20 protein-coding genes are annotated in these 23,907 nt (G+C 60.9%); 10 read left to right on the top strand and 10 right to left on the bottom strand.

What is annotated here, in order from left to right; all coding sequences use genetic code 11:
• Positions 1-187: 187 nt before the first annotated feature.
• Positions 188-2,599, top strand: a complete 2,412-nt coding sequence (gene lon, locus NKJ80_RS22975) for an endopeptidase La (RefSeq protein ID WP_023682304.1) — start codon at positions 188-190, stop codon at positions 2,597-2,599.
• 196 nt (positions 2,600-2,795) lie between these two features.
• Positions 2,796-3,068: an HU family DNA-binding protein gene (locus NKJ80_RS22970; RefSeq protein ID WP_023669423.1), complete on the top strand. Its 273-nt coding sequence runs from the start codon at positions 2,796-2,798 to the stop codon at positions 3,066-3,068.
• Positions 3,069-3,159: 91 nt separating this feature from the next.
• Here the strand turns inward: NKJ80_RS22970 and NKJ80_RS22965 are convergent, their stop codons facing one another.
• On the bottom strand, positions 3,160-4,182 hold the full coding sequence (locus NKJ80_RS22965; protein WP_023669424.1) for an aldo/keto reductase: 1,023 nt from the start codon (positions 4,180-4,182) through the stop codon (positions 3,160-3,162).
• A 185-nt stretch (positions 4,183-4,367) separates the two neighbouring features.
• Between NKJ80_RS22965 and NKJ80_RS22960 the strand changes: the two genes are divergently transcribed.
• A complete protein-coding gene (locus tag NKJ80_RS22960) occupies positions 4,368-4,934 on the top strand; it encodes an SIS domain-containing protein (RefSeq protein ID WP_023693299.1) in 567 nt (188 codons plus the stop codon).
• Between the two features lie 3 nt (positions 4,935-4,937).
• On the top strand, positions 4,938-5,681 hold the full coding sequence (locus tag NKJ80_RS22955) for a creatininase family protein (protein ID WP_023689463.1): 744 nt from the start codon (positions 4,938-4,940) through the stop codon (positions 5,679-5,681).
• 233 nt (positions 5,682-5,914) lie between these two features.
• On the opposite strand, the gene NKJ80_RS22950 is transcribed toward NKJ80_RS22955, so the two are convergent.
• The 3 genes from NKJ80_RS22950 to NKJ80_RS22940 all read right to left on the bottom strand — a co-directional run bounded on the left by NKJ80_RS22950 (position 5,915) and on the right by NKJ80_RS22940 (position 9,720).
• Positions 5,915-6,832 (bottom strand): carbohydrate ABC transporter permease, encoded by a 918-nt coding sequence (locus NKJ80_RS22950; RefSeq protein ID WP_023669427.1) that lies wholly within the window; start codon positions 6,830-6,832, stop codon positions 5,915-5,917.
• 9 nt (positions 6,833-6,841) lie between these two features.
• Positions 6,842-7,957, bottom strand: a complete 1,116-nt coding sequence (locus NKJ80_RS22945) for a carbohydrate ABC transporter permease (protein WP_023689462.1) — start codon at positions 7,955-7,957, stop codon at positions 6,842-6,844.
• Positions 7,958-8,055: 98 nt separating this feature from the next.
• Positions 8,056-9,720: an ABC transporter substrate-binding protein gene (locus NKJ80_RS22940; RefSeq protein ID WP_023669429.1), complete on the bottom strand. Its 1,665-nt coding sequence runs from the start codon at positions 9,718-9,720 to the stop codon at positions 8,056-8,058.
• A gap of 272 nt (positions 9,721-9,992) precedes the next feature.
• Here NKJ80_RS22940 and NKJ80_RS22935 point away from each other — a divergent pair, with 272 nt between their 5' ends.
• The 3 genes from NKJ80_RS22935 to rbsK are packed head-to-tail and all read left to right on the top strand — an operon-like array spanning position 9,993 to position 12,477.
• Positions 9,993-11,048 carry an ABC transporter ATP-binding protein gene (locus NKJ80_RS22935; RefSeq protein WP_023697414.1) on the top strand — a complete coding sequence of 352 codons (1,056 nt, stop codon included), beginning with the start codon at positions 9,993-9,995 and terminating at the stop codon, positions 11,046-11,048.
• A 42-nt stretch (positions 11,049-11,090) separates the two neighbouring features.
• The gene (locus tag NKJ80_RS22930; RefSeq protein ID WP_023669431.1) at positions 11,091-11,543 is read left to right on the top strand and encodes an RbsD/FucU family protein; all 453 of its coding nucleotides are present in this window, start codon (positions 11,091-11,093) and stop codon (positions 11,541-11,543) included.
• A gap of 4 nt (positions 11,544-11,547) precedes the next feature.
• Positions 11,548-12,477, top strand: a complete 930-nt coding sequence (gene rbsK, locus NKJ80_RS22925) for a ribokinase (protein ID WP_352498355.1) — start codon at positions 11,548-11,550, stop codon at positions 12,475-12,477.
• Between the two features lie 412 nt (positions 12,478-12,889).
• On the opposite strand, the gene NKJ80_RS31495 is transcribed toward rbsK, so the two are convergent.
• The 5 genes from NKJ80_RS31495 to NKJ80_RS22900 form a co-directional block, all read right to left on the bottom strand.
• The gene (locus NKJ80_RS31495; protein WP_488439205.1) at positions 12,890-13,363 is read right to left on the bottom strand and encodes a DUF892 family protein; all 474 of its coding nucleotides are present in this window, start codon (positions 13,361-13,363) and stop codon (positions 12,890-12,892) included.
• Positions 13,364-13,606: 243 nt separating this feature from the next.
• The gene (locus NKJ80_RS22915) at positions 13,607-14,827 is read right to left on the bottom strand and encodes an O-antigen ligase family protein (protein ID WP_245260010.1); all 1,221 of its coding nucleotides are present in this window, start codon (positions 14,825-14,827) and stop codon (positions 13,607-13,609) included.
• Between the two features lie 285 nt (positions 14,828-15,112).
• The gene (asnB, locus tag NKJ80_RS22910) at positions 15,113-17,083 is read right to left on the bottom strand and encodes an asparagine synthase (glutamine-hydrolyzing) (protein ID WP_023734115.1); all 1,971 of its coding nucleotides are present in this window, start codon (positions 17,081-17,083) and stop codon (positions 15,113-15,115) included.
• Between the two features lie 70 nt (positions 17,084-17,153).
• On the bottom strand, positions 17,154-17,948 hold the full coding sequence (locus tag NKJ80_RS22905; RefSeq protein WP_023734114.1) for a class I SAM-dependent methyltransferase: 795 nt from the start codon (positions 17,946-17,948) through the stop codon (positions 17,154-17,156).
• A 46-nt stretch (positions 17,949-17,994) separates the two neighbouring features.
• Entirely contained in the window at positions 17,995-18,513 is a 519-nt protein-coding gene (locus tag NKJ80_RS22900) for an NAD-dependent epimerase/dehydratase family protein (protein WP_352498393.1), read from the bottom strand.
• A gap of 402 nt (positions 18,514-18,915) precedes the next feature.
• On the opposite strand from NKJ80_RS22900, the gene NKJ80_RS22895 reads away from it, so the two are divergent.
• Positions 18,916-20,046: a glycosyltransferase family 4 protein gene (locus NKJ80_RS22895; protein ID WP_023734113.1), complete on the top strand. Its 1,131-nt coding sequence runs from the start codon at positions 18,916-18,918 to the stop codon at positions 20,044-20,046.
• On the top strand, positions 20,043-20,882 hold the full coding sequence (locus NKJ80_RS22890) for a class I SAM-dependent methyltransferase (protein ID WP_023713500.1): 840 nt from the start codon (positions 20,043-20,045) through the stop codon (positions 20,880-20,882). Before NKJ80_RS22895 ends, NKJ80_RS22890 begins: the two co-directional genes overlap by 4 nt.
• A 71-nt stretch (positions 20,883-20,953) precedes the next feature.
• Here the strand turns inward: NKJ80_RS22890 and NKJ80_RS22885 are convergent, their stop codons facing one another.
• Entirely contained in the window at positions 20,954-22,762 is a 1,809-nt protein-coding gene (locus NKJ80_RS22885) for an ABC transporter ATP-binding protein (protein WP_245260009.1), read from the bottom strand.
• 141 nt (positions 22,763-22,903) lie between these two features.
• Between NKJ80_RS22885 and NKJ80_RS22880 the strand changes: the two genes are divergently transcribed.
• The gene (locus NKJ80_RS22880; RefSeq protein WP_156937208.1) at positions 22,904-23,812 is read left to right on the top strand and encodes a hypothetical protein; all 909 of its coding nucleotides are present in this window, start codon (positions 22,904-22,906) and stop codon (positions 23,810-23,812) included.
• Positions 23,813-23,907: the final 95 nt, after the last annotated feature.

The following is a 23,907-nucleotide window of genomic DNA, read 5'->3' as shown; positions in this document are numbered from 1 at the left end:
GGATGAACGAACGTGTCGACCCTTGATCTTTGCCCCTCGTGCATCCAACTAACATCGGAAGGCCGTGGTGCCGAATTCTGTGCTGTAAAACTCCCGTCACAAACGGTGGTAGGCGGAACGATCCTCGGTCGTTAATATGAGATTCGCGGTTGGCTCGATTAGCGGCCGCGACATGAAAGGTTGGACAATGGCCAAAATATCCAAGGCTCCCAGCGACGGCGTCTTCGCAGTCCTCCCACTGCGCGACATCGTGGTGTTCCCGCACATGATCGTTCCGCTCTTTGTCGGGCGTGAAAAGTCGATCAAGGCGCTGGAAGAGGTTATGGGTCAGGAAAAGCAGATCCTGCTTGCCACCCAGATGAATGCCGCCGATGACGATCCCGAGCCCGATGCGATCTTCGACATCGGCACGCTCGCCAATGTGCTGCAATTGCTGAAGCTGCCCGACGGCACCGTCAAGGTGCTGGTCGAAGGCGCGTCGCGTGCCAAGATCGTCTCGTTCACCGACCGTCCGGACTTCCACGAAGCTACCGCCACGGCGCTGGTCGAGCCGGAGGAGGAAGAGGTCGAGGTCGAGGCGCTCGCCCGTTCGGTCGTCACCGACTTCGAAAACTACGTCAAGCTGAACAAGAAGATCTCGCCTGAAGTGGTGGGCGCCGCCAGCCAGATCGACGACTATTCCAAGCTCGCCGATACGGTTGCTTCGCACCTCGCCATCAAGATCCCCGAGAAGCAGGAGATGCTGGCCACGCTGTCCGTCAAGGAACGGCTGGAAAAGGCGATGGGCTTCATGGAAGCCGAAATCTCCGTCCTGCAGGTGGAGAAGCGCATCCGCTCGCGCGTCAAGCGCCAGATGGAGAAGACGCAGCGCGAATATTACCTCAACGAGCAGATGAAGGCGATCCAGAAGGAGCTCGGCGAAGGCGAGGACGGCCGCGACGAGGCCGCCGAGATCGAGGCGCGCATCAAGAAGACCAAGCTCTCCAAGGAGGCCCGCGAAAAGGCGGAAGCCGAGTTGAAGAAGCTGCGGACGATGTCGCCGATGTCGGCGGAATCGACCGTCGTGCGCAACTACCTCGACTGGATCCTGTCGATCCCGTGGGGCAAGAACTCCAAGGTCAAGCAGGACCTGGCGTTTGCGCAGAACGTGCTCGACACCGATCATTTCGGCCTCGACAAGGTCAAGGACCGCATCGTCGAGTATCTCGCCGTGCAAAGCCGCCAGAAGAAGCTGAAGGGGCCGATCCTGTGCCTCGTCGGCCCTCCCGGCGTCGGCAAGACCTCGCTCGGCAAGTCGATCGCCAAGGCGACCGGCCGCGAGTTCATCCGCATGGCGCTTGGCGGCGTGCGTGACGAGGCCGAGATCCGTGGCCACCGCCGCACCTATATCGGCTCGATGCCCGGCAAGGTCATCCAGTCGATGAAGAAGGCCAAGAAGTCCAACCCGCTCTTCCTGCTCGACGAGATCGACAAGATGGGCCAGGACTTCCGTGGCGATCCGTCATCGGCTTTGCTCGAGGTGCTCGATCCCGAGCAGAACTCGACGTTCATGGACCATTACCTCGAGGTCGAATACGACCTATCGAGCGTGATGTTCGTGACGACGGCGAACACACTGAACATCCCTGCGCCCCTGATGGACCGCATGGAGATCATCCGTATCGCCGGCTACACCGAGGACGAGAAGATCGAGATCGCCAAGCGTCACCTGATGCCCAAGGTGATCCGCGATCATGCCCTGCAGCCGAAGGAATTCTCCGTCGGCGAGGACGCGATCCGCGGCATCATCCAGACCTACACCCGTGAAGCGGGCGTCAGAAGCCTGGAGCGCGAGCTGATGAAGCTCGGGCGCAAGGCGGTGACCGAGATCCTGAAGACGAAGAAGAAGACGGTGAGCATCACGGCGGCGAACCTCGCCGATTACCTCGGTGTTCCGCGCTTCCGCTTCGGCCAGGTCGAGGCTGACGATCAGGTCGGTGTCGTCACCGGTCTTGCCTGGACGGAAGTCGGCGGCGAGCTGCTGACGGTCGAAGGCGTCATGATGCCCGGCAAGGGCCGCATGACGGTGACCGGCAATCTGCGCGACGTGATGAAGGAATCGATCTCGGCGGCGGCCTCTTATGTCCGCTCGCGGGCCATCGATTTCGGCATCGAGCCGCCGCTGTTCGACAAGCGTGACATCCACGTCCACTTGCCCGAAGGCGCCACGCCGAAGGACGGTCCGTCTGCAGGTGCTGCCATGGCGACGGCCATCGTATCTGTCATGACTGGTATTCCGGTCCGGGCCGATGTGGCGATGACTGGCGAGATAACGCTTCGCGGCCGCATCTTGCCGATCGGCGGCCTCAAGGAGAAACTGCTCGCCGCACTGCGCGGCGGCATCAAGAAGGTGCTGATCCCGGAAGACAACGCCAAGGATCTGGCGGAGATACCGGACAATGTGAAGAACGGTATGGAGATCATTCCGGTCTCACGTGTCGGCGAGGTTCTGAGGCACGCGCTGGTGCGCATGCCGGAGCCAATCGAGTGGGTCGAGCCAGTCAATCCGCCGGCTTCCACCGATACCGTTGACGATGCTGGAAAGTCGCTTGCACATTAGAAACTACTAAAGTTGCAGTGCACAAAGAGAGAGCCGGGCCTTGAGCCCGGCTTTTTCATGTGAAAAACCCACCATTTCCGGGCTTTTTTCAACTTTTTTCCGGCTTTTTGACTTGGGTTTGCGAGCGCTTCTTTCTAAAGTCCCTCTCCTGCCGGATGAGTCGAAAGTTCCGGTTTTCTCATGGAAGGGAATTTTTATGAACAAGAACGAACTGGTTTCCGCTGTCGCTGAATCCGCGAGCATTTCGAAGGGTGACGCACAGTCGGCGGTTGAGGCGGTGTTCTCCGTCATCACTGGCGAACTGAAGAAGGGCGGCGATGTACGGCTCGTCGGCTTCGGAAATTTCACAGTCTCCAAGCGTGCGGCATCGACTGGCCGCAACCCGCAGACTGGCGCGGAAGTGAAGATTCCGGCGCGTACCGTGCCGAAGTTCTCGGCCGGCAAAGGCCTCAAGGACGCGGTCAACTAAAAATTTTTTCAGAGAATGTTGAAAAGCCGGGTTCGCCCGGCTTTTCTTTTGCCTCAATCGCGGCAGGCCGTCAGCCCGCTGAGGCGAGCCTTCAGCCCACCGGCGCATCCGCACGCATCAGGCCTTCCTGCTTGAGGTCGGCCCACAGCGCCGCGGGCAGCTTGGCATCGAGCAGGGCGCGGTTGCTTTCGACTTCACTCGGCCGCTGGCCGCCGGGGATGACCGACACCACGGAAGGGTGCAGCAGCGGAAACTGCAGCGCCGCCTCGATCAGCCTGACGCCATGGCGCTGGCAGACGGCCTCGATGCGCCCGACGCGATCCATGATGTCCCTTGGCGCCTCGGAGTAATTGTAATAGGCGCCTGGCTTCGGCCCGGTCGCCAGGATGCCGGAATTGTAAGGACCGCCGAGAACGATGCCGATGCCGCGTTGCTCACAGAGCGGCAGGAAGGTGGCAAGCGCTTCCTGTTCCAGCAGCGTGTAGCGCCCGGCCAGCAGGAACAGGTCGAAGTCGCCACGCTCCGCCAGCGTCTGGCAAACCTCCCATTCGTTGATGCCGCCGCCGAAGGCCTTGATCACGCCCTGGTCGCGCAGCGCAACCAGTCCGTTGTAGCCCGAGGCCATGAATTCCTCGATGCGCTGGTCTGACGCCTCCTTGCTGCCATGGGTGAAGATGTCGAGGTCATGGACGAAAAGGATGTCGATGCGGTCGACGCCAAGCCGTTCCAGCGACGCCTCGAACGAGCGCATGACGCCGTCATAGCTGTAGTCGTAGACCTCCTTGCGCGTCGGTGTGTCGAAGAACTTGCCGATGCCGGTTCGTTCCTCCGGCGGGCAGGCGCGCAACAGGCGACCGACCTTGCTCGACAGCACATAATCGTCGCGCTTCCTGCCGCGCAGGAAGGCATTGAGCCGTGTTTCGGCAAGGCCCAGGCCATAGAGCGGCGCGGTGTCGTAGTAACGGCAGCCGGTCGCCCACGCCGCCTCCAGCGTGGCGTTGGCATCCGCGTCGGGGACGGCGCGGTAAAGGTTGCCGAGCGGCGCGCTGCCGAAGCCAAGCTCGGTGAAGTCGAGGCCGCCATTGCCGATGCGGTCGAAATGCCGTGTCTTCATGTCGTGCTGATTTCCTGGATTGATTTGTCTGACATGACACTATCACGCCGCTGGCTCAGCAAAAGCCGCCATGGCCGTTGGACAGGCATTTTCGCGGTGATAGCATGAACAAAAACAAGCCTTTTTCCGAAAGCGCGCAACCCGAAATCACCGGCCACAAACCCAGCCGGACAGATGGGACTCTCATGACGAATGCCGGCTCGGATATGTTTTCGACCGCCCTGCAAGAGCTGGGCGCCGTACTGGCGCGCGTCGACGAAGCCGGCATCGACACCGCCTGCGAAACCCTGGCCCGCGCGCAAAAGATCGTCGTCTATGGCTGCGGCCGCGAGGCCTTGCAGCTCAAGGGTTTCGCCATGCGCCTCTATCACCTTGGCCTTGAGGTGTCGGTGGTCGGCGACATGAACACGCCACCGCTTGGCCCAGCCGATGTCTTCCTGGTCAGTTCCGGCCCGGGCGAGACGACGACGGTGCTTACCTTGATGCAAGTCGCCCGCCAGGCCGGCGCCACCGTGCTTTTGCTCACCGCCGAGGCAGGCAGTAGTGCGGTCGCGCTTGCCGACTTCACCTTGCTGATCCCGGCGCAGACCATGGCGCGTGACCAGGGGCCACAAAAGACATCGCTGCTGCCGATGGGCTCGGTCTTCGAAGGGGCGCTGTTCCTGCTGTTCGAGGTGATGGTGCTGAAGCTCAAGGCGCTGACCGGCCAGTCGTCCGAGGCCATGCGCACCCGCCACACCAACATGGAATAGATCATGCGCTACGAACTGATGTTGCCGCACCAGATCCGCAAGGCGATCGCCGAGAACTGGCCGGTCGCTCTCCCGCTCGGCGTGCTCGAATATCACGGCGAGCACATGGCTGTCGGCATGGACACGCTGGCCGTCGTCAAGACGCTGGAGCTCTACGAGAAGGAGGCCGACATCGTCATCCTGCCGGCTTTCTACTACGGTGCGGCGAGCTATGTGGTGGCAGCACCTGAAGGCAACGGCTCGGTGCAGGTCGGCGGCAACCAGCTGGCGCCGTTCGCCGAAGAATTGTTCTACAGCCTGCTGCGCATCGGCTTTCGTAACATCAACGCCATCATCCACCACCAGACCGAGAACTTTGCCGCCGGCATGCCGACCGATCTCGCCTTCAAGGCCGCCGGCCGCCAGGCGATTTTCCGCTTCCTCGAGAAGCAGCGCGGCGAGGGCTGGTGGGGCTCAGACGAGATGGCCGATTATTATGCCGGGCACGCCGCCGGCGAGAATTTCTTCAACTGGGTGCAGGTGCACCCGCTAATGTCGGCTGCCATGAACGGGAAGTATCCGTTCGATCACGCCGGTGTTGGCGAGACATCATTGATGCTGGCACTGTGTCCGGAAGCGGTCGATGCCGGGCGTTTTGGCGAGAATACCGCGTGGTATACGGCCAGTGCGCCGGAGGCCTCGGCGGAGCTAGGGCAGAAGGGCGTCGCGATGATCATGGATCACCTGAGGGCGATATTGGGGCGCTAGCAGACAAAGTCGCTCTGTAGCGATCCTTCACACCCCCTCTGTCCTGCCGGACATCTCCCCCGCAAGGGGGGAGATCAGATGTCATTTCCGCTTTCGCCAATCACCTACGTCGCAAGAAAAGCGATGCAGCCAAAGCTGCCGATCTCCCTCCTTGCGGGGGAGATGGCCGGCAGGCCAGAGGGGGGGTGCTGTCCCGCCGAGGTCAACAGTAGAGGGGCACGCCGCCTCTCGCCCTACTTCACCGCGCCCGCCGTCATGCCCATGATCAGATACCGCTCAAGCGCAATCCCGATGACCGCCAGCGGTGCGATCGCGGCGGTGGCAAGCGCCGCCATCGACCACCAGTTGATGCCTTGCGAGCCGGTCTGGCTCGCCACCATGACCGGGATGGTCTTGGCGTCGGTCGAGGTCAGCAGCGCGGCGAAAAAATACTCGTTCCAGCACAGCACCATCGCCAGGATGAAAGCGGCGACCATGCCCGGCAGCGCAATCGGCATGACGATGCGGAAAAAAGCGCCCCAGATCGAGAGGCCGTCGACCAGCGCTGCCTCCTCGAGCTCGACCGGGATCGAGTTGAACTGGTCGCGCATGATCCAGATGACGATCGGCAGCACCATCAGCGTGTAGAGCAGGATCAGGCCGATGCGTGTGTCGAGCAGACCGACTTCCCGGTAGAGCACCAGGAAGGGCAGGGCCAGCACCACCGGCGGCAGGATCAGCTGCGACAGGAAGAAGAAGGAGATGTCCTCGTTCTTGAACCAGGCGAACTGATAGCGGTAGCGGGTCAGCCCATAGGCGGCGAGGCTGCCGATGACGATGGCGAGGCTCGACGCGCCGACCGAGGTGATGACCGAATTCATGAAGCGCTTGAAAAACTCCTCGCGCACCGTCGAGGTCTGGAAGATCGAATCCGGCGACAGGCCGAGCGAGCGCCAGCCCTTCCAGTCCGGCTGGAAGTCGACGAACGGGATGAGGTGTCCTTGCGTGACGTCGACCGCGGTCTTGAACGAGGTGGTGATGGTCCAGTAGATCGGGAACAGGCAGATGAAGGCCCAGAACGCCAGCGCGCCATAGATGAAGATGCGATTGGCCAGAAAACCCAGCGGTGAGCGGATTTCCGAGGCAGCATAGTCGGTGGTCTGGACGCTCATTGTGCCTCGTCAGTTCACGTTGCGCACGAAGCGATTGGCGAATTTCAACAGCCAGGTCACGAACACGACGATGATGACGAGATAGGCCATCGCCAGCATGGTGCCGTAGCCGACATTCGAGCGGTCGCGGTATTCGCGGTAGATGAAGCTCGACACCGAATCGGTGGCGCCGCCAGGCCCGCCGGAGGTCACGGTGATGATGATGTCGGCGAGCTTCAACTTGAAGATGATGCGCAGGATCACCGCCGTGACCGACACCGGCAGCATCAGCGGGAAGGTGACCTGCCAGAAAGTCTGCCAGGGCGTGGCGCCATCGACGCGCGCCGCTTCCAGCACGTCGCGCGACATCGCCTGCAGGCCGGCAAGCAGCATGATCATCATGAACGGGATGAAGGTCCAGGCGTCGAGCACCATGATCGAGATGCGGGCGGTGATCGGGTTGGAGAAGAAGGCGGGGTTCTCCCAGCCGAGATGGCGCGCCAGCGTCGCCGCCGGCCCGAAACGGTACTCCATCAGCGATTTGCCGATCATCCAGGATACCGCGACCGGCGACAGCATCAGCGGCATCAGGAAGACGACTCGGAAGAATTTGCGCGCCCGGATCTGCGCGTTGAGCAGCAGCGCCAGGCCGAAGGCAATCACATACTCAACCAGCACGGCGAGCACATAAAGCACCATGTTGAACAGCGCGTTGCGGTAGTAGGGATCGGCCAGCATCTGCCAGAAATTGTCGAGCCCGTTGAACTTGCGGCCGGAAAAGGACGACAGGTTCCAGTCGGTCAGCGCGATATAGAAGCCGAACAGCGTCGGGAAGATCACCATGGCGATGGTGAACAGCAGCGCCGGCAGCAGGAACAGCGCGCGCTGGCCGTCCTCGCCGCGCGTCAGCACCTGGCCGATGCCGAGCGCCACGCCCCACAGAACATAGGCGTAGACGATCGGACGCCAGGTCTCGAAGCCGAGCGTGGTGATCTCGTTCTTGTAGAGGATCTCAAACGCGATCACCGCCAGCAGGCCAAGCGTGGCGGCCGCCATCAGGGCAAAACCCGCCCGCTTGCGGGCCGGCGAGATCAGATCGGCTGGGCCGGCGTTGGCCGGCCATGCATTGGTGGTCTGGTCTGCCACGCGTCCCCGTCCGTTTAAAAAATCAAGCCTGCGACCGGCCCGAGCCGGTCAGGTCCGGCGGCTTGCACCGCCGGACCTGTTGTCACGATAGGATCAGCCTACACGCCGAGCGAGGCCTTGTAGAGCTTGATCTGGTTTTCGCGGCCGATCTGGTCGGTCAGCTTCTCCCAGGCCGCGGCAATGGCGTCGGCGCCTTCCTGCGCCTTCATCTTGCCGGCGAATGTGTTGGCCAGAATGTCCTCGGCAGCCGAATAATACTGGAAGATGCCGGGGATGCGCGGCTCGATCGCCGCGTTCGGATGGTTGTAGCTGTCGGCTTCCGACTTCAGATACGAGGTGATGAACGCCTCGTCGTAGCCTGCCGCCACCCATTCGGGAATGTCGAAATGCGAGTTGCGGTAGGGCTGGAAGCCGGACGGATACATCGCCGTCCAGATTGACAGGTCCTTGCCGCCGAGATGAGCGGCGGCCGACCATGCCGCTTTTTTCTTCTTTTCGTCAGTATCGACGCGGGCCATGACGTAGACGCCCCAGCCGAGATAGGCGCAGTTCGGCGCATAGTTCGGGCCGCTGGCGAGTTTGTCCCAAGCGCCGGTCTTGGCATTGTAGACGTCGTCGGACCCCGGCAGGATCGAGAAGCCGGTGACGTCGCCGATGACCGAGCTATCATTGGTCTTGACGTTGGAGCCGACGTCGCCCCACCAGGTGACCATCGAACCGGTGCCGGCCAGGAACTGCTGGAAGGCTGTCGTGTTCGGGTCGGCGTTGATCTGGTCGGCGGGCTCCGACGGCAGCGCGTCGATGACGTCCTGGATGGCGCGCACCCAGGCCGGATTGTTGATGCGCGGCTTCATCGTGTCGGCATCGAACAGCCAGGCCTTGTCGTCGGGATGCTTGGCATAGGCGGTGGCGCGGCTGCCGAGGAAGTAGAAGCCGAAACCGCCCCAGGCCTTGGGCGCATCGAGATAGCCGAAGACGTCCTGATCCTTGAACTTCTTGCCCTTGAGGAATTTTGTGACGGCCTGGACTTCCTGCCAGGTCTTCGGCACACCCCATTCGGTGGCCGCGCCGCCGTCCTTCCACGCCTTGGCGAGGTCGGCATCGGCAAAAACGTCGGTGCGGTAATTGAAGTTGTGCGCATCGCCATCGACGGTGATCCGGTACTGCTTGCCGTCCCAGGTGCCGACCGGCGGCTGCAGATAGGCCACGACATCCTTCATGTCGATCTGCTCTTTGACCCAGTCGGGCATCTCGGACGTCAGGCCCTTGCCGCAGACATCGCCTTCGAAGGGCGCGCCCATCTCGATGATGTCGAAGTCGACGGTGCCGGTGGCGATCGACTGCTGCAGGCGGGCATTGTAGTCGGCCTGCGCCAGGTCGATCCAGCTGATCTTGGCGCCGGTATAGGCCTCCCACGGCTTCAGGAAGCCGCGGAACAGCACATTGTGCAGGTTCTGGTTGTTGAGGCCCATGAAGGTGAGCTCGACGCCGGCGAATTCGCCTTCCTTGACGTTGGCCTTGGTGGCTTCCAGGCAGAGTTCGCCGACCTTCTGGAAATCGGCATCCGTCGGCTGACCCTTGCCGACGCCGGGGATCTGCAGAATTTTGGAGCGTAGCTCGCTGGCGGCTTCAGCCGGGCGGGTGAAAGCGCCGAGCCCAGCGCCCGATGCGGCGGCGATCGCGGCCATCGAGGCCGCGCCTTTGAGTATGTCACGCCGGGTGGCACCCGCGCGGACGAGTTTTTCGTACAGACCGACTCTCATCTATTCCTCCCAGAACAACAGTCGTGAATTAAATGCCAATCCCTCCGACGCCGAAACGTCGGCGGTTCTCCTTTATCATACGGGGACGTGGGACCCCACCCTGCGTCGCCTGGAGCTCCGATTTTCGGATAAAAATCCGACTGCCGGATTGGCAACAGCTAATATTTGCGTAATCGATTACCTTGTCAACACGAATGGCTTTTTATCGATAACATACCGACTTGCCCTTGCCGTTGGCAATGGCTAGCTTCACCGCGAGAAAAGGGGGGACGATGGCTCAAGTCGCGATCAGCAATGTGGCCAAGGCATTCGGAACCGTCAAGGTCCTGCACGAGGTCAGCGTCGATATCGCCGATGGCCAGTTCGTGGTGTTGGTAGGCCCGTCGGGCTGCGGCAAGTCCACGCTGCTCAGGATGGTGGCCGGGCTGGAGACCGTCTCCGGCGGCACGATCGCCATTGGCGAGCGCATCGTCAACAATCTGCCGCCGGCCAAGCGCGACATCGCCATGGTGTTCCAGAACTACGCGCTCTATCCGCACAAGACGGTGGAGCAGAACATGGCGTTTGCGCTGAAGCTGCGCAAGACCGATCCGGCCGTGGTCGCCGAGCGGGTCAAGCGCGCCGCCGACATTCTCGACCTCAATCCGTACCTGAAACGTTATCCGCGCCAGCTCTCCGGTGGCCAGCGCCAGCGCGTCGCCATGGGCCGCGCCATCGTGCGCAATCCGCAGGTCTTCCTGTTCGACGAGCCGCTCTCCAATCTCGACGCCAAGCTGCGCGTGCAGATGCGCACCGAGATCAAGGAACTGCACCAGCGGCTGAAGACCACCACCATCTACGTCACCCACGACCAGATCGAGGCCATGACCATGGCCGACAAGATCGTCGTCATGCGCGATGGCCGTATCGAGCAGGTCGGCGCGCCATTGGAATTGTTCGACCGGCCGGCCAATCTGTTTGTCGCCGGCTTCATCGGCTCGCCGTCGATGAACCTGCTCAAAGGCGTGGTGCGCAAGGGCGACAAGGTCGAGATAGCAGGCACGCTGTTCCCGATTGCTGCCGGCAGCGCCGCCAAGGAGGGCCAGGCCGTGGTCTATGGCGTGCGGCCCGAGCATCTCGAAATCCATCCCGACGGCGTGCCGGCAAAGATCTCGGTGGTCGAACCCACGGGTTCCGAAACGCTGGTCTTCGTGCGCTTCGGCGACAGCGGCGAGATGGTGGCGCTGTTTCGCGAGCGCCACGACTTCAAGCCCGGCGACACGCTCAATCTCAAGCCGCGCCTCGACCAGGTCCATCTCTTCGACGCCGAGACCGGCAACCGGCTCTGATTTCCAATCGACTTTGACCAAACCTGTTTGACGAGGACTGCCATGCTCAAAGGGATCAACCCATTGCTCAATGCCGATGTGCTCCAGGCGCTCAGGGCAATGGGACACGGCGACGATCTGATCATCGCCGACACCAATTTCCCCGCCGATTCGGTGGCAAAGCAGACCGTGCTCGGCAAGCTGCTGCACATCGACGCCTCGGCGGCCGATGTGGTCAAGGCGGTGCTGTCGCTCTATCCGCTGGACACTTTCGTCGACGATGCGGCCGCGCGCATGGAGATCGTCGGCAAGCCGGACGAGATCCCGCCGGTGCAAAAAGAGGTGCAAAAGGAGATCGACAAGGCCGAGGGCAAGGCCTGGCCGATGATCTCGGTCGAGCGCTACGCCTTCTACGAGCGCGCCAAGAAAGCCTATTGCGTCATCCAGACCGGCGAGCGCCGCTTCTATGGCTGCTTCGCCTTTCGCAAGGGCGTCGTGCCGCCGGACGCCGAGTAGGGCCATGGCGTCGGGCAAACCTGTCGTCATTCTGGGCGTTTTCGTCGCCGACACCGCCTACCGCGCCGATCGACAGCCGCGCATGGGTGAAACCATTCTTGGTAATTCCTTCAAGCTGGGACCGGGCGGCAAGGGCTCGAACCAGGCGGTGGCGGCAGGCAAGCTCGGCGCGGACGTCACCTTCCTGACCCGGCTTGGCGTCGATGCTTTCGCCGACATGGCCAAGGCGACCTGGGCAGAGGCGAGCGTCAAATCCGCCGTCATCGAGACGCCGCAAAGCTATACCGGCGCGGCCTATATCTTCATCGAGGAGACAACCGGCAACAACGCCATCATCGTCAGCCCGGGTGCGGCGATGCTGATCTCGCCTGAAGACATCGAGGCCAACGCCGGCCTGATCGGCGGCGCCGGCGTCTTCGTCACCCAGCTCGAGCAGCCGATCGACGCGGCACTGCGCGCACTCGAAATCGCGCGCGGTGCAGGGGTGACCACCATCCTCAATCCGGCGCCGGCGGCCAAGCTGCCGGACCGCATCTATACGCTTTGCGACTATGTCACCCCCAACGAGACCGAGGCCGAAGAGCTGACCGGCATCAAGGTTTCTTCGATCGACGAGGCTCGCCGCGCCGCCGACAGCCTGCTCAAAAAGGGCGTCGGCGCGGTCATCATCACGCTCGGCGAAAAAGGCGCGCTGCTGCACACGGCCGCTCGGTCCGACCATGTTCCCGTGGTCAGTGCCGGTCCGGTGGTCGAAACCACCGGCGCGGGCGATGCCTTCAATGGCGGCCTGGCCGCCGCACTCGCCAAAGGCGTGGAGCCGCTGCAAGCCGTCCGCTTCGCCTGCGCCGTCGCCGGCATTTCGGTGACAAGGCCGGGTACGGCGCCATCCATGCCGACGCTGCATGAGGTCGAGGCGCTGCTGGCCGAGGGGTGAGGTCGTTGCGGGAGAGATCGAGTTCAGATCCGACCGGATCTGAATTGCCTCATGCAAGACCATGATTCTAGACGATTATGTCACATTTCTCCTGAGGAGAAATGGCGCGAGTGACGGGGCTCGAACCCGCGACCTCCGGCGTGACAGGCCGGCGAAAACGCCTGATTAATCAACGAATGGTTTCAATTCCTCACGCTCTCGAATTTGCGGGAAAAAGCGCGAAATTGAAACATGCTTATCAGAACTCCTCGTCGTAATCCGCGAGTCATTAACTTCCGATCCTCAGCTTATCGACGACGCGTCCGGGGGGTGCACGATCCTTCTGACGACGACGGGCACTGCGCGCGCGTATTTGTAGCAAGCCGCCAGGCTGAAGCTACACAACCGCCGGGCATGTTACTGCCTCGGATCATTAATTTTTCGCTAGCGTTTGATTAAGCCCCTTAGGGCCGGACGTCTGGGCGTTTTGTAATGCACGGCAATAGCCGGGCGGGCGCCGGTCGCCTCCGTCATGTCGCCGCTGCGCCGCGTCAGGCTTCTTTCTCACCAAGCCCGAAAAGTGTTTTCGAGAACTCCCATATCGTCTCCGCGCAAGGTTTCGCACCAATGCAGCGCGAGAGCTTGGGACAAGGAGCCCGGCATTGATCGCCAGGGCTCCTGAGAGAACGGTAGACTCGGCGTCAGAGTCTCGTCGGTGGCCTTTTCCAAGTGCCAGATTGAGGAGCGACACAGCTTCGTCGCGGCCAAGTTCGGAAGCCCATGTGTTGATCGTGCAAAAGCGCGAAATCTCGTAATGCTCGAGGGCTTGGGAAACAGCTAGAAGGCCGGCATCTAGTGCAGGCGCGCCCTTGTATTCTTCCATGATCTCGGCGCCTTCATCCGTGATGCCGACGATAGCCGCGCAGGTCTTTGCCTGTGGCTTCTTGCCGATCTCTTCGAGAACCTCCGGGGCCTTTTAGCTGCCGTTCAGCATTCGATACGCCCCGAAATCGCGGTCACGCGTCTAGTGCCACCGTCGCCCATTGCTCGCCCAAATTGCAGATCCTTAGCGGGAGAGCGCTTCTGCTCTCACCACTCGCAGGCACGAGATATTTCGGTGTTGGCGTGATGCACCTTTTTTCTCCGTCGATCAAAAATGGTGGGGCGGGAGATTCGCTCCCTTTTCGCGCCCCCTAAAAGCAGACGCTTGATTTGTTGACTGACCCTTGGGCGAAATTGTCTGCCCGCAAGCCAAGTATGTTCCGGAAACCAACAAGACCATCAGCGTCGAGTCGAGAATATCATGGCCGACAAGGATGCCTGTCATCCCTCCAGCAACGTATATTATGACGGTGACCACCATTATGGTGGCGCCAAAACGTTCCAGCGGATCAGCACTGATGCGCAGGACTCTTGTCGCATTCCGGATCGTCACGACGAATATTGCAGCCAATGTCAGCGCACCTGCGAGTCCGGCCTGCACCAAAGCCGTAAGGAAGCCGTTGTGAAAGTGGTTGAAGCCTTCGGTGGCGCCAAAGCGCTGTTTGAACCCCTGCCTTGAAAGCATCCGGCCGGCGGCCATTCCGTGACCAAAAACGGGCGCTTGGCGAAAGGCATCGAGCCCGACGTCCCACAACCCGACCCGCAACCCGAGCGGCGTGGTATAATCGCCGTTGACGGCGAGGGCATTCCAGTCCTCGAACAGGACATGTGTGCGATCGGCGACAATCGGAGACGTAATTGCCGTGATGATCAATGTCGATGCGCCGGCAATCACCAGCAACTGCTTCATGTCTGATCGGAAGACCCTTTCGCGATGGGTCACAAGCACCGCTACCAGCGCGATGAGCAAGGCCACCCAGACCATGCGCGAGCCCGAGTAGAGTGTTGCCACCACACCGGCAAGCGCGGCGGCCGTGAGCGGCTTCCACGCTTTCTCGACCCCAGACAGAGCACCTGTAAGACACATCATCACGGCCAGGCAGGTGACCGTGGCAAACACGATGGGGTTTCCGGCCCCACCTTCGGGTCTCAGCATCCCAATCCAGTGGTATTGGACGATGGCCAGCACCAGTGCCCCGACACATGCTGCGGCGCTGGCACGAACGGCAGTGCGTGCGAGGCTCTCCTTGTCCATGATGCTCCACGTCGAATAGGAAATCGGGAACAACAGCAAGGTCATCAGGGGCAAGAAATGAGTGGCATCGGCCCGCAGCGTCCCGTTTACGATCGACGCCAGGATCTGGGCGGCGCAATAGGCATAGATGGCAGTGGTCATGGCAAGCATAGGCCGATCAATGTTAAGGCGCCGCCGGCCGGCCGCCAGCAGCGCCAATGACCAGAGCGCGCCGCCATGGAAGACGAAGCTCACCACCGAACCGAATACCGGCGGCGAAAAGAAGCAGGCGATCGAGAAATACTGGTTGACCTGGTCAGTCGTGAAATGGCGACGGAGCGATTTAAACAGGGTTCAATGCCTTTGCTTCGTTGGCTTCCAGGTCCCTGAGGGTCGGTTCGAACGACCCTGGCGCACGTCGGTTCGCCCTCTCCCTCCCGTATAGCTGCTCGCTTTCGCGTCTGATAGTGCCGAACGTCTCGTCCCTTCCGACGGCATGAGCGGCACCGCAAAGACTAAACCGCCCGGGCTCACCACCCATCACGCTGCGATCGCGTTTGAAAATCCCTTGGTCGCTCCCCGCCAGGACTGGAACATCAACACGTCCCAGAGTAGATATTGGTTGTTTTGGTGCCCGGAGAGGTGCTCGAACCAGGCACGCCGGATCGCTTCAGGCCGGAAGAATCCGTCTTCGCGCAGCCGGCGCTCGTCGAGCAACTCCTCGGCCCATTCGCGCAAAGCGCCGCGCAACCAGGAATCAATGGGCACGCCGAAGCCCATCTTGGGGCGTTCGACAAGCTCTTTTGGAAGATGCCTGTAAAGCAGCTGTCGCAGAGGCCACTTGGTCTGGCCGCCGGCGCGCAGAATTGAGAGCGGTAGCGACAGCACGAAGCTTATGAGTCGATGGTCGAGAAACGGTACACGTGTTTCAAGACTGACGGCCATGGCGGCGCGATCGACCTTCACCAGTATGTCGTCGGGTAGATAGCTCATAAGATCGATGTACATCATCCGCTCGACGCTACCGGGCAAATCCGGCAACGGTTCCAGGCCGGTCAGCATTGTTGGCGGCTCGACCGCATCCGAGATGATCTCGGTCGGATCCCAGTGCGAGCACAGGCGACGGTAGACATCGTCCATGGTCCGCAGCGAAAGCACAGACGCGGCTTTGTGGATCATGTCGCCCACGCGTTCGCGGCGCAGGCGTTGCGGGAGGAGCGGCATGATCCCGCCCGCGAGGTTGTTGTAGAGGCCGGCCGACGGCAATGTCGCCAGGCTAGCAGACGCGCGGCGCAGACCGACCGGAATTCGGGACAACTTGTTCCAGAACGCATCGGCGAGCGCGTATCGGTTGTAGCCTGAGAACAATTCGTCGCCGCCGTCACCCGACAACGCCACGGTAACGCTGCCACGTGCCAGTTTAGAGACGAGGAAAGTCGGGATTTGCGAGGAGTCGGAGAAAGGCTCGCTATAGATGCCCGACAGTTGCGGCACCACGTCGAGCGCGTCGCGCTGGTTGAGATAGAGCTCTGTATGATCGGTGCCGAGATGGCGCGCCACTTGCTTGGCATGGTGCGCCTCGTTGTAGCCGACGTCCTCGAAGCCGATTGTGAAGGTGCGCACCGGCCGCGCACTGATCGACTGCATGACTGCCACGACCGCGGAAGAATCGATGCCGCCAGATAGGAAGGCGCCAAGCGGCACGTCGGCGATCATCTGCCCTTCAAGTGAGCGGCGCAGATGACGCTCGACCTCGTCGACCACCTCTTCAGAGCTGCCCAGGAAAGGCTCGCGCCGGCCTTGCGCTGCGACGTCGCTGGCGCGCCAGTAATTTTCGACGCGCGGCTCATTCATAGGATCGGAGAGGACGAGTAAGTGGCCGGGTCTCAGTTTCCGTATGCTCTGATAGATGCTGTAGGGCGCGGGGATGTAGTTGTGGCGCATCATCAGCGCCAACGCATTGCGGTCTATCTCCGGGCGCCAGTCCGGCAGAGGTTGAAAGGCGCTGAGTTCCGAGGCAAACGCGAAGGCCTTGCCGACACGGCCGTAGTAGAGCGGCTTTTCACCCACGCGATCGCGACCGAGAACCAGAGTTCTTTCACGCCGGTCCCAGACGCCAAAAGCAAACATACCGGCGGCCAGTTCGAGTGCTTTTTTGGTCCCTAGCTCTTCGATTGCGACCAGGAGGACCTCGGTATCGGAATGTCCACGCCACGCATGTACACCAAATTGCTGGTCAAGGTGCGCCCGCATCTCGCCGTGATTGTAGATCTCGCCATTGAAGACAATGACATAGCGGCCTGTGTGAGAGATCATTGGCTGGGCGCCAGCCGAGGACAGGTCGATGATGGCAAGGCGGCGCTGGCTGAGCGCGACGCCCGCCTCGGCGTCGCTCCAGACCCCGTCGCCGTCGGGTCCACGATGTCGGATGTTGTCGGCCATCCGACGCACAGTATGGCCGCCGCCGCTCGTCGCAGCCGCTCCACCCACAATGCCGACGATACCGCACATCCGCCGTTACAGCTCCATATCGGCTTGCCCAAGTTATCCGCGCGTCACCAGACTGGGAAGAAGCCGGTGGCTATAAATCTATCCGCTCGAAACACCATTCACCACAGCCGGTGCCGAAAAGGCCAACTCCCGGCAGCACATTGAAACGCCGATCCGTGCGAAACCCAAGATTTTCCACAGTCCGCTCCAACTCGCTGGCTAACGCGGATTGATAGGGATAGCCGCCAAGCCAGTCGTCGACATCCGCCAGAAATTCCATGCCTCGGCGCGCGCGGTAGTTCCTTACAAACGATATCGGGTCCCGGTGGCGCAGGGTCCTTGCGACCATATAAGCCGAGACAAAGACCGCCTTGATCGGCGGCCGTACCCATCGATGCGAGGCGTAGAACCTCTTTTCGACCGTCCATAGTCCGCACAGCGGCGTCTTAAGATAGATCGCAATACCCAGTCGCCCAGAGCGGCCGACCAAGCCAGCCGCATTGGCGATCGCTGTCCACATATCTCCGGTATGGTGGAGGACCCCCCATGAATAGACGACATCGAACGTGCCGGTGGGCAGCGAGGATCTGTCAAGGATATCGGCCCGCTCAACGGTCCAATCGGCATCGGGTGCAAACCGGGACAGGACGGCCCTGGTCGTCTCCACGCAATCCGCGTCATAATCGAGTGCTGTGACTTTCGCCGCGCCGAGCCGGAGTGCGGCCGCTGAATGCAGCCCCGAGCCGCAGCCGATGTCCAGAAAAGTCATGCCGTTGAGGTCACCCGCCAGTCGACCAAGATCCTCACACGCCCGGTCCAGATGTTCGGCCTCGAAACGCGCGGCAAGCTCGGACCAGTTGCGGCCGAAATCATAGCGCACGTTCATTTGTCGCCCACCTGTCGTCCTTTTTGCGTGGCACCGCCTCTGCGGATCATACCCGATAATACTCCCGATACCATTCGCAAAGCGGAGAACTCCGACCTCTATTGGAATCCGGCCTGGATCCCGTCGCCTCCTCGAGCGAACTGACATCGACGAAAGTTGCCGGCACGTCACCCGGCTGCAGCGGCATGGGATTGCGGTTCGCCTTTAGTCGGAGCGCGTTCTCCAGCACCGCGATCAGCCGTTCAGCTGAACTGGCGAACTGCCGTCGATATTGTGGATTCTGAACGGCGCGTTGCTGATCGCCGGATCCGGCGACGCTTTCCCACTGCGGGTTGGGTGTCGCGGGCTGACGCATGGCGCGGACGATGCCTTCGACAATATCGCCGACATAAGTGAAATCGCGCTGCATGTTGCCATGGTTGAAGAAGTCGATCGGCTCGCCAGCGACGATGGCCTCAGCGAAGATGAGCAGGGCCATGTCTGGCCGTCCCCACGGACCATAGACGGTGGAGAAGCGTAATCCTGTCGTGGGCAGTGCAAACAGATGGCTGTATGTATGGGCCATCAGCTCGTTTGCTTTCTTGATGGCGGCGTAGAGGCTGAGCGAATGGTCAGCCGAATCGGGCACTCAAACGGCATGCGCGTGCTGGGGCCGTAGATCGAGCTCGATGACGCATAGACAAGATGGTTCACCGAGGCGTGCCATCCCAGGCCGATAACAGCAATGCGTTCGGACATAGGCAGGTTTCCTCAGGTAGTGAGTCGACGTCCTTGTATGGTAGGCGTTACGTCAATTCAACGACACGCTGTTGCCAAGGGGCAAGTCTCCGCTCGAAAGCAACTCTGAGGCACTTTTGGCGAAGCATCTGCTCGATGTTGTGGATAACATGCGCCATGATTGGGTTTTGCGTGTCAAAAATCTACAAGGGTCGAATGGGTCGCGAGCAATCTCCCAAGAAATGACTGCATGAAACGAATCGTCGTCATCGTCAGCGAACCAACGTCCCTCGCAAGCACCAGGGGACACTTGCTTCTTGCGCTGCGCGATTCCGGGTACGAAGTCCATGCCATGGCGCCGGTCGACGCCATGACCATTCGTTGGCTGGCCGAGAACGGCGTCCACTTTCATCCATTGCCAATGGAACGAGCCGGGATTGCTCCGTTCGGCGATACGGTGTTGGCTTTTCGTCTCCACAACCGGCTAAGAAAACTCAAGCCTCAGGTGGTGTTGACCTGTGCAATCAAGCCGATCGTCTACGGCATGCCGGCTGCGTTGCTTGCCGGGATCCAGCGACGGCACGCACTTGTCACCGGCCTCGGCTACGCCTTCACGGACCGGCACAAGTCACCACGCTGGAGGATGGTAAACGCAGTGGCTCGGCTCCTCTATGCCGCAAGCCTTCGGGTTGCCACCACGGTCACCTTCCAGAACGACGATGACCGCAACGACTTCCGTCGCCTTGGGCTGCTCGGGCGGACCCAAGCTAATGTCGTCAACGGCTCGGGAGTCGATCTAGACCGATTCAAAGTCGCGCCATTACCCGATCAGCCGCGATTTCTGATGATTGCACGCCTGCTGCGTGACAAAGGCCTCGCCGAATATCTGGGTGCGGCGACGCTGGTTAGGGCTGTCAGACCTGACGCCCGTTTCCACCTCGTCGGAGATATGGATCCAAACCCCTCGGGGTTTCCATTATCGGAGGTTGAGGAGGCAGTCGCCGGCGGAGCCATCCGTTATCACGGACCGGTCGAGGACGTCCGTCACATCATCGCGGATACGCGTATCTTCGTGCTTCCGTCGTATCGCGAGGGGACGTCGCGATCGGTTCTGGAGGCCATGGCGATGGGGCGCCCGGTGATCACAACGGATGCGCCGGGTTGCCGGGCGCCAATCGTGCCCGGGGTCAACGGGCTGCTGGTTCCGGTTGGTGCCACCACATCGTTGGCTGAAGCCATGATCCGCTTGATAGACAACCCCGACGAAGCCCTATCCATGGGCAAGAACAGCCGATCGATTGCCGAACAGCGCTATGATATTCAGAAAGTTACAGCTGACATGATGGGCATCATCGAAGGGGGAGTCCGAGCCGCAGGATGACATTCACAGGCAACCCATCGTCGAATCGGTACGAGTTCGGAGCCAATTGGGCGTCGTTCGTCGACAAACACTACTCGACTGAACGTCGGCAGGTGGCGGCCGACAAGCTTCTGTCCTTCCTCGGCAAGCAGAGCCTGGAAGGAATGGATTTTCTCGATATCGGCAGCGGCAGCGGGCTACACTCGCTTGCCGCCTTCGACGCAAAGGCGGATCGGATACATTCCTTCGACTTTGATCCTCTTTCGGTAAGTACCACCGGCAGGCTTCGCAAATTGGCCGGGGACCCGCCGAACTGGGCCGTCGAACGAGGTGACGTTCTCGATGCCGACTATCTTGAGGCGCTGGGCACTTGGAGCTTGGTCTATTCATGGGGCGTGCTCCATCACACTGGCGCCATGTGGCAAGCAATTGAGAATGCTGCACGAAGGGTAGGGCCTGGCGGCCTTTTCTTCATCGCTCTCTATTCGTCGAATGTCGTAACGCCTTCCGCGCAATTCTGGCTCAATGTGAAACGTCGGTACAATGCCGCCAACCCTCGTCAAAGGCGATGGATCGAATGCTGGTACATATGGCGTTTCGGCCTTGGCAGAAATCCACTTCGGCTGCCAATGCTCCTGAAGCAGATTCGCGAGAAGAAAAAAGGTCGCGGCATGAGTTACATGACCGACGTCCGCGACTGGCTGGGAGGGTGGCCGATGGAGTTCGCCGACGACCAGGCCGTGATCGACTTCTTGAAGCAACGGTTCGATTTCGAAATCGTCAGGATATCCACCGGTGAAGCCTGCACGGAATTTCTCTTCCAGAACCCTGGCAAGGTGCAATCCAAACCGAACTGACGTGGCGGCCTTGCTGCACCGGCGGCGCCAGCCCGATCAGGCACGTTGCCGAACCCGTCCACGCGATGCATTCAAGCGATCTGTCCGCCGGTTGTCGTCGAGATATGCGGCTGGCGGTGTTCAAGGGTTACGATCTCGTCGCAACTTTCAACTGTCGTGAGACGGTGTGCGATGATCAATATTGTCAGATCGGTGGGCAGTTCTCGGATCGCCTCCATGACTGCCGCCTCGGTCTCCATGTCGAGAGCGCTCGTCGCCTCGTCGAAGACGAGCACAGATGCCTGTTTGTACAAAGCCCTCGCGATGCCTATTCGCTGGCGTTGACCTCCCGACAGGCGGACGCCGCGCTCGCCAACACGCGTCTCGTAGCCCTGCGGCAAGCTTTCTATGAAGTCCGCCAACGCGGCCTGCTGCGCCGCGCTGCGGACGCGCTCGTGGTCGGTCCTGGCAGGGTCGATGCCGAAGGCGATATTGTCTGCGATGGACGCATCCGCCAGGAATATGCTTTGTGGCACATGTGCGATCTGTCTTTGCCAGGCACGTCGCGTAGCGCCGTCCAACGTCTGCCCGTCGATCTCGATCGCTCCGCTGGTCGGTTCCAGCAAACCCATGATCAGATCGACCGTCGTGCTCTTGCCGCTGCCGGTCTTGCCTACGAAGCCGACCTTGGTCCCCTTCGGGATTTTGAGATTGAAGCCTTCGAGTATCGGCGGCTGGTCGGAGGCGTAACGAAACGACACGTCCTTGAGTATGATCGCTTGTTCGAATGGCAGGCGCCTGGCTGGAGGCTCGTTCCATTCGGGGCCAAGTGGTGCTTCCAGCGCCTGGAGCACAACTTCGGCGCCGGCAAGATTGCTGAGTATCAACGCCCAATTGCCGTATACAAGCTGCATCGATGGCAGCAGACGCTGGGCTCCCAGCACGAATGTTCCAAGTATTGGCAGTACCTCGCCGGCATTGTTGGATCGGATGATGAGGAAATAGGCGAGGGCCGCGATGATCACCATACCCGCGGCTTCAATCGCGAAACGCGGAGCGCTGGCTGCAAGCGCGTTCGTTGCGTTGGCGCGTTGCAGGCGCAGGTCGAGTTCGCTGTAGCGGGAAAGAAAATATGGCTGTGTGTCGTTGATAATGACATCGCGGATACCGCCCAGCCCCTCCTGTACAGAACGAATGCCTTCGGCCTGCGCGCTAGCGATGATCCGCGCATTCTGCTTGAGGTGTTTTCGGATCACAAGCGACATGGCGAGATACACCGCACCAAAGCCCGCGAAGATAACGAAGGTGATGATCGAACTTAGTATGAAAAGCGCTGCGACGACGAAGACACCGATGATTATGCCGCTGATTGATTGCAACAGTGGCAGCATCACGCCAGCGGTGATTGCTTGTACCTGTCGTAGCGCCGCCAACACCGAACTGGAGTTGCGCGAAACGTGGTAGTTGTAGGGCTGGCGCAGCACTCGGTCATAGACGGTCACGCCCACCTCATGTCCCAGCGAGAAGACGTATGAATTCGTGGCCCAGGTGAGGAGTATACGCACGGCACCGGCCACGATGGCCACTACGGAAAACAAAACCGTGAGCCCGAGCAGGCTGTCAGAAGAGCCGGTCAGCCGAAAGCCTGCAAGCTGACGCGCCAGAAACGACTGTCCGCCAACCGTCTCAGGATTGGCGATGCGCGCAAGAAACGGCAGCAAGGCACCAAGCGTGGCCGCTTCCGCCAGAGCACCGAACACCATCAGGACAAGGAGGCCGAAAAACTGCCTTTGCCGCCGCTGCGATACCTGCCGCCACAAGCGCCGCATTGTGTCGAAAGTGCTGCCCGAGTCTCGGTTTCCGCTCAACGCCAAATCGATGTCCGTATTCAGAGGGCCCAATGCACACGTCCAGCGGGCCACGACAAGCCACAACCGACGTCGATTGGCAATTTATCACAGAAGCGCCGAAGGTGGTCCGTCCACAAATTTCCTCGCAATGGACTAGAAGCCACGGCCGCGACGAGGTGATAGTCTTCGACCATGAATGATGCCTTTGAGATTCGGTATCAAAAGTTGCGGCCAAGCTTAACTGCTGCATTGCTGTGCTCATTCGGCTTCTTCTCGGCAGGGGTTGGGGCGGCTTTCCTGCTGTTTGTCTCGGCCTATCCGCTCGGATTGATCAGCGCTTACCCGGCACCACCTGCCGAGGCAACCGAAGGGCCGCTGGGATTCCAGCAGAAGGTGGTGGATGTCGATGACCTCTACCGCGCTACGGACGAACCCATGCAGGCCTATCTCGAGCGCCTGACAAAGGCTGTCGCGGGTGGAATGGTGCATTATTGGACGGTAGGCGACAGCTGGGCGGCGACCGACACGTCCTACACGCGCATCAGCGTTTTTGACAACTACCTGCTCTGGATGCTCAGCTTCCGGCCGCAATATCGCGAAACGCTGCAAAATTATGAGTTTGTAACGCCCCGCAAAGGGCTTGCCCGGGGGTATGGGTTCTGTTCCCAGGTGTCCAAAATCGTCTATTCCATCCTTGCCGATCAAGGCATCGAGGCGACGATCTACAGTGTCCCCCAACACACCGTGGTAGTGTCGAACGGCAATATTCTGGATTCCGACTACGGCGTCTTTGTTCCTCGCTCGCTTGAGGACGTGCAGAGGGAGCCGTCAATCATCGACACCTACTACGCGCAATTCGCGCCGATGTTGCCCCTGCTGAAGACGGCTTATGGTGGGGCTTGGCAACCGGCTGGCACCATAGAGGACCTCGACGGCGTGCGTGCATACGAGGCAAAGTTCGAGCGGCTCAAATGGGCACCGCCACTCGCCCTCCTGGCAACCGGAATGGTGCTTGCCACGTTCGGGATGATGCTGCGGCATCGTGAAGGACGCAGCCCGTCTGCTGCGCGGCAGGCTGGAGCTGATCTTGCCGGCTCGTGACCTTTTGTGGATTGTATGCGCAATACGACTTCTTCTTGCCGGCTCTGGACGCTATGTGGAAGCGGGACGGGCGAGAACAGGCGGAGGGGTGAGCG

The organism is Mesorhizobium sp. M0030 (assembly GCF_040323695.1).
Classification (GTDB): Bacteria; Pseudomonadota; Alphaproteobacteria; order Rhizobiales; family Rhizobiaceae; genus Mesorhizobium.
This window is presented reverse-complemented; position numbering and strand designations above follow the sequence as displayed.